This is a genomic window from Streptomyces sp. (assembly GCF_036566765.1).
GTDB lineage: Bacteria > Actinomycetota > Actinomycetes > Streptomycetales > Streptomycetaceae > Streptomyces.
The window spans coordinates 1-5,867 of sequence record NZ_DATCVQ010000127.1; the positions used below are offsets into that span (position 1 = coordinate 1).

A 5,867-nucleotide genomic window follows, 5' to 3' on the forward strand; every position below is an offset into this window, starting at 1 on the left:
TCCAGTTCCGTGAGGATGTGCGAGGACATCACCACCGTCGTGCCGTGCTCCGCCGCGTCGGCCATGAGCGCGCCCATGAGTTCGTGTCGCGCCAGCGGGTCGAGGTCGGCCATCGGCTCGTCGAGGAGCAGTACCTCGGGCCGTTTGCCGAGCGCGAGTGCGAGTGCGAGCCGGGTGCGCTGCCCGCCGGACAGCGAGCGGACCTTCGCGTCGGACGGCAGCGGACCTGCCGCGGTGATCCGCTCGGCGACCGTGCCGTCCCACCGGTCCGGGTTGAGCTCGCGGCCCATCCGCAGCGTCTCGGCGACGGTGAGCTGCCCGTACAGCGGCTTGTCCTGGGCGACGTACGCGATCCGCTCACGCGCCGGGGCCTGTATCCGGCCCTCGGTGGGCCGGAGGAGTCCGGCGGCGAGGCCGAGCAGCGTCGACTTGCCGGCGCCGTTGGGGCCGACGAGTGCGCAGATCCGGCCGGCGGGCACGGTGAAGTCGCAGTCCTTGAGCGCCCAGGCGTGTCGCCGGGCGTAGCGCAGGCCGAGGCCGTCGGCCTCGATGACCGGGTCGGTCATGTGTGGTCGTCCCCTTTGAAGTGCTGGTCCAGTACGGATGTGAAGAGCGCGGCCACGTCCTCCCGCTCCAGTCCGGCCGTCCGTGCCCGGCGCGCCCAGTCCGCGAGCTCGGCCCGCAGGGGCGAGTCGGCGGGGGCGGCGGCGCCGAGCGTCGCGCGTACGAAGGTGCCCAGGCCCCGGCGGGCCTCGACGAGGCCCTCGCGTTCGAGTTCGCGATAGGCCTTGAGCACCGTGTTCGGGTTGATGGCCGTCGCCTCGACGACCTCGCGCGCGGTGGGCAGCTGGTCGCCTGGCTCCAACAGGCCCATGCGGAGGGCCTGTTTGGTCTGCTGGACGATCTGGAGGTAGGTGGCGACGCCGCTGCGCCGGTCGATGCGGTACTCGACCATGTTTTCCACCACCCTTTCACTATTGGAATAGTGAAAGGGTGGTGGAAGAGAGGGGGCGGTGTCAACCGCCCCCTGTCAGAAGGGTCTTGAGACCTTGTGGGCTCGCGGGGGTCTTACGACTCCGTGCGGTACATCAGGTCCACCTCGTGCGTGGCGAAGCCCAGCCGCTCGTACACCCGCACCGCCGCCGTGTTGTCCGCGTCCACGTACAGCATCGCCGTCGGCATCCCCTGCGCCGCCAGGTGGCGCAGCCCGATCGCCGTCAGCGCCTTGCCGAGCCCGCCGCCCTGCGCGTCGGGCAGGATGCCGACCACGTACACCTCGCCGAGCTGCTCCTCGGCGTGCACCTTCGTCCAGTGGAAGCCGACCAGGCGGCCGTCCTTCTCCGCGAGGAAGAAGCCCTTCGGGTCGAACCACGGCTCGGCCATCCGGTCGTCCAGGTCCCGCTGGGTGAGCGAGCCCTGCTCGGGGTGGTGGGCGAAGGCCGCCGCGTTGACCGCCAGCCAGGCCGCGTCGTCCTGGCCGGGGACGAAGGCCCGGACGGTGACGCCCTCGGGCAGCACCGGCTCGGGGATGTCGAGCGGGCTCAACGGACGGCGCATCTGGCGCAGTTCGCGGAACAGGGTCAGCCCGAGCACCTGGGCCAGATGGCGGGCGGCCGCCTTCCCGCCGTGCGCCCACACCCGCAGCCGCTTCCCGGAGGCGGCGAGCAGTGCGCTGCCGAGCGCCCGGCCGTGTCCGCGGCCCCGGTGGGCGGGGTGCACGACGAGCTCGGCGGCCGGGGCCTCGACCGGGTCGGTGTCCTCCAGCTGGGCGTAGCCGCGCAGTTCGAGGCCGACGGTGAGCAGGAAATGACGGATCCCCTCGCGCCGGCCGTGCCGCAGATACAGCCGGCCCTGCTCGGAGACGGCGTGCATGCCGTCGACGCGGTCCGCCTCCGCCAGCAGTTCGAGGACCTGTTCGATCTCTTCGGGGGCGAGCTCGTCGAGGGTGCGGATCTGCCGTCCGGGCTCCAGCACGGGCGTCGAATCAATCGTCATGAGTACGAGCCTACGGCGGGCGGCCGCGCAAGTCGGAGAACGTGGAGTCAACCGGCTCGTAACCTGCTCCCCCCTGTTGCGCTACGCGCGTTGACTCTAGGCTGCACCGGCAGGCCAGGAGTCAAGCGGCGCCGCAAAAAGGGGCGCGGGGGCCTAAAGGGGAGAGATGTCCACGACACGGAAGAACAACAGAGCGGTACGGCGCATACTCGCGGCCGGGGCGGGGCTCGCCACGGTCGGCGCGCTCGTCGCGGCGCTGCCCGCCGGGGCCTCGGGCACCAAGGGCGGGGATGGCTACGGCCACGGGCGCTACGTCGACGTGCAGCTGCTGTCCTTCAACGACCTGCATGGCAACCTGGAGCCGCCGACCGGCTCGGCCGGCCGGCTGACCCACCTCAACGAGGACGGGACGACCAAGACCATCGAGGGCGTCGGCGGCGTCGAGTACCTCGCCACGCACCTGCGGGAGGCCCGCCAGGGCAACCCGTACTCCGTCACCGCCGCCGCGGGCGACATGATCGGCGCGTCGCCGCTGGTCTCCGGGCTCTTCCACGACGAGCCGACCATCGACGCGCTGAACAAGCTGAAGCTCGACGTCAGCTCGGTCGGCAACCACGAGTTCGACGAGGGCGCGCGCGAGCTCGCCCGCATGCAGAACGGCGGCTGCCACCCGACCGAAGGCTGCTTCGAGGAGGGCAAGACCTTCGAGGGGGCGAACTTCCCCTACCTCGCGGCCAACGTGACGAACGAGAAGACCGGCAAGCCGCTGCTCGACCCGTACTTCGTCTGGGAGCGCAACGGGGTCAAGATCGGCTTCATCGGCGTCACCCTCGAGGGCACCGCCAACATCGTGTCCGCCGAGGGCATCAAGGGCCTGAAGTTCGGCGACGAGGTCGAGACGATCAACAAGTACGCCAAGGTGCTCGAGCGCAAGGGCGTGAAGTCGATCGTCGCCCTGCTCCACGAGGGCGGCTCGCCGGCCTCGGGCGCGTACAACTACAACTGCGACACCCCCGGCGCGGGCGCCGGCATCTCCGGGCCGATCGTCGACATCGCCAAGAACGTCACCCCGCAGGTCGACGCCCTGGTCACCGGCCACACCCACCAGGCCTACGCGTGCACCATCCCGGACCCGGCGGGCAAGCCGCGCACGGTCACCTCGGCGGCCTCCTTCGGCAAGCTCTACACCGACACGACGCTCACCTACGACCGTCGCTCGAAGGACATCGTCCGGACCGCAGTCGCCTCCGCGAACCACGTCGTCACCCGTGACGTGCCGAAGGCCCAGGACATGACCGACCTGATCGGCCGTTGGAAGACGCTGGCCGCGCCGATCGCCGGCCGGCCCGTCGGCTACATCGCCGGCGACATCGACAACCCCTTCGAGCCCGCCGAGAAGCCGCTGGGCAACCTGATCGCCGACGCGCAGCTTGAGGGCATGGCCCCGGCCGACAAGGGCGGCGCCCAGCTCGCGCTGATGAACCCGGGCGGCGTCCGCGCGCCCCTGGTCCACAAGGCGTCCGGGGCCGAGGGCGACGGCGTGGTGACCTACGGCGAGGCGTACACCGTCCAGCCGTTCACCAACATGATGACGGCGGTCGACCTGACCGGCGCCCAGCTGATCACCACGCTTCAGCAGCAGGTCAGCGGCGCGAACCTGGCCTCGCCGAAGATCCTCCAGATCTCGAAGGGCTTCACGTACACGCTGGACATGACGAAGACCGGCGCCGACCGGATCGTCGTCTCCTCGGTGAAGCTGAACGGCGAGGCGATCGACCCGGCGAAGACCTACCGGGTCGCGATGAACGAGTTCCTGGCCGGGGGCGGCGACGGCTTCCCCGTGCTGAAGGAGCACAAGAACAAGCTGGTCGGCGCGTCCGACCTGGACCTGTTCACCGGCTACCTGGCGGCCCACTCCTCCGCGACGGCGCCGCTGGCCGCGCCGGCGACGGGCCGGATCACGGTCGTGAAGTAACCCGAGTACCCCAGGTATCGCGAGTAACTCCGTACGTCCGAGGGGGCGGTGGGCCGTTCGACGGTCCGCCGCCCCTTTCGGCTACGCGGGGCCTGCGCGACTCTGGTGCTTGCTGACGCGTACACGTCATACTCCGCGCATGGACCGAAGAAGCTTTCTCGCGGGAGCCGCGGCAGCAGGCGCCGTCCTCCTGGTCGGCGCCCCGTCCGCGCGGGCGGCCACGACCCAGGACTGGATGGCCGGCCACGGCGACCCCACCCCGCTCCAGAAGCTCACCATCCCCGGCACCCACGACTCCGGCGCCCGTTTCGGCGGCCCCTGGTCCCAGTGCCAGAACACCACCATCGCGCAGCAGCTCAGCGCCGGCATCAGGTTCCTCGACATACGCTGCCGGGTCACCGGCGGCTCCTTCGCCATCCACCACGGCGCCTCGTACCAGAACATGATGTTCGGCGACGTCCTCATCGCCTGCCGCGACTTCCTGGCCGCCCACCCCTCCGAGACCGTCCTGATGCGGGTCAAGCAGGAGTACTCCTCGGACTCCGACGCCACCTTCCGTGCCGTCTTCGACGACTACCTCGACAACCGCGGCTGGCGCTCGCTGTTCCGCATCGGCGACACGCTCCCCACCCTGGGCCAGGCCCGCGGCAAGGTCGTCCTCATCGCCGACAACGGCGGGCTGCCCGGCCTCAAGTGGTGGGACGGCGGGGCCATCGCGATCCAGGACGACTGGAACGCGCTGCCGAACGCCAAGTACCCCCAGATCGAGGCGCACTTCCGCAAGGCCGTCGAGCAGCCGGGCAAGCTGTACATCAACTTCGTCAGCACGTCCGCTTCGCTGCCGCCGCGCTGGAACTCCGACAACCTCAACCCGCGCGTCCACGGCTTCCTGGACGGCACGGCGAGCAGCTGGAAGGGCCTCGGGATCGTCCCCATGGACTACCCGAACACTCGCTCAGGCCTGGTCGAGTCCCTCATCCGCCACAACTGACGGCGGCGGGTTCGGCGCCCCCGGCAGACGGACGGCGGCCACCGTGCCGCCGCCCTCCGCCGGGGCCAGCGTCACCGTGCCGCCCGCCTGGTGGACCGTACGCGCCACGATCGACAGGCCCAGGCCCGAGCCGGGCAGGCTGCGCGCCGACGGGGAGCGCCAGAAGCGGTCGAAGACGTGCGGGAGTTCCTCCGGCGCGATGCCCGGCCCGTGGTCGCGGACCGTCAGCGCGCCGCCCGCCGCCAGGGTCACCTCGACCGTTCCGCCCGGCGGCGAGAACTTCACCGCGTTGTCCAGCACGTTCACCAGTGCGCGCTCGAGCCCAGCGGGCTCCGCCCGTACGTACCAGGGCGACAGCTCGGTACGGAAGGTCAGCTCGGGTCCGCGCAGCCGCGCCCGGTCGAGGGCCGAGCGCAGGATCGTGTGCAGGCCCACCACCTCCAGCGGCCCCGGGGCCACCGCGTCCGGCCGGGACAGCTCCTGCAGATCGCCGATCAGCGCCGCCAGCTCCGTCATCTGCGCCGTCACCGACGCCATCAGCGCCAGACGGTCGTCCGGCGGCAGCGCGCGGCCGGTCTCCTCGCTGCGGGCGAGCAGCTCGATGTTGGTCCGCAGCGAGGTCAGCGGGGTCCGCAACTCGTGCCCCGCGTCTGCGATCAGCTGCGCCTGCCGGTCCCGGGACGAGGCCAGCGCCGCCGTCATCGCGTTGAACGAGCGCGAGAGCCGCGCCACCTCGTCCTCGCCCTCGACCGGGATCCGCACCGTCAGGTCCTCGGTCGCGGCCACGTGCTCGACCGCCTCGGTCAGCCGGTCCACCGGCTTCAGCCCGGCCCGCGCCACCCACAGCCCGACCGCCCCGGCCCCGATCACGCCGATGCCGGAGACCAGCAGCAGCACCCAGGCGAG

The 5,867-nt window shown here is 71.3% G+C and carries 6 protein-coding genes; 2 read left to right on the forward strand and 4 right to left on the reverse strand.

The window, feature by feature from the left end; translation table 11 throughout:
* The 3 genes from VIU94_RS06610 to mshD all read right to left on the reverse strand — a co-directional run.
* The coding region (locus VIU94_RS06610) for an ATP-binding cassette domain-containing protein (RefSeq protein WP_331908541.1) at positions 1–566 on the reverse strand (566 nt) is incomplete at its 3' end.
* Entirely contained in the window at positions 563–955 is a 393-nt protein-coding gene (locus VIU94_RS06615) for a GntR family transcriptional regulator (RefSeq protein ID WP_331908543.1), read from the reverse strand. The genes VIU94_RS06615 and VIU94_RS06610, both read right to left, overlap by 4 nt.
* A gap of 113 nt (positions 956–1,068) precedes the next feature.
* On the reverse strand, positions 1,069–1,995 hold the full coding sequence (gene mshD, locus VIU94_RS06620; protein ID WP_331908545.1) for a mycothiol synthase: 927 nt from the start codon (positions 1,993–1,995) through the stop codon (positions 1,069–1,071).
* Between the two features lie 166 nt (positions 1,996–2,161).
* On the opposite strand from mshD, the gene VIU94_RS06625 reads away from it, so the two are divergent.
* Together VIU94_RS06625 and VIU94_RS06630 are read left to right on the forward strand one after the other, a co-directional pair.
* The gene (locus VIU94_RS06625; protein ID WP_331908547.1) at positions 2,162–3,970 is read left to right on the forward strand and encodes a bifunctional metallophosphatase/5'-nucleotidase; all 1,809 of its coding nucleotides are present in this window, start codon (positions 2,162–2,164) and stop codon (positions 3,968–3,970) included.
* 139 nt (positions 3,971–4,109) lie between these two features.
* A complete protein-coding gene (locus VIU94_RS06630) occupies positions 4,110–4,961 on the forward strand; it encodes a phosphatidylinositol-specific phospholipase C (protein ID WP_331908549.1) in 852 nt (283 codons plus the stop codon).
* On the opposite strand, the gene VIU94_RS06635 is transcribed toward VIU94_RS06630, so the two are convergent.
* Positions 4,926–5,867, reverse strand: a 942-nt coding sequence (locus VIU94_RS06635; RefSeq protein WP_331908551.1) for a sensor histidine kinase, incomplete at its 5' end; no start/stop codon positions are given. The genes VIU94_RS06630 and VIU94_RS06635 overlap by 36 nt on opposite strands.

Bases quoted from the DNA above. Each gene is read 5' to 3' on its own strand.
- VIU94_RS06615 (WP_331908543.1), bottom strand. From the start codon at position 955: ATGGTCGAGTACCGCATCGACCGGCGCAGCGGCGTCGCCACCTACCTC.
- mshD (WP_331908545.1), bottom strand. From the start codon at position 1,995: ATGACGATTGATTCGACGCCCGTGCTGGAGCCCGGACGGCAGATCCGC.
- VIU94_RS06625 (WP_331908547.1), top strand. From the start codon at position 2,162: ATGTCCACGACACGGAAGAACAACAGAGCGGTACGGCGCATACTCGCG.
- VIU94_RS06630 (WP_331908549.1), top strand. From the start codon at position 4,110: ATGGACCGAAGAAGCTTTCTCGCGGGAGCCGCGGCAGCAGGCGCCGTC.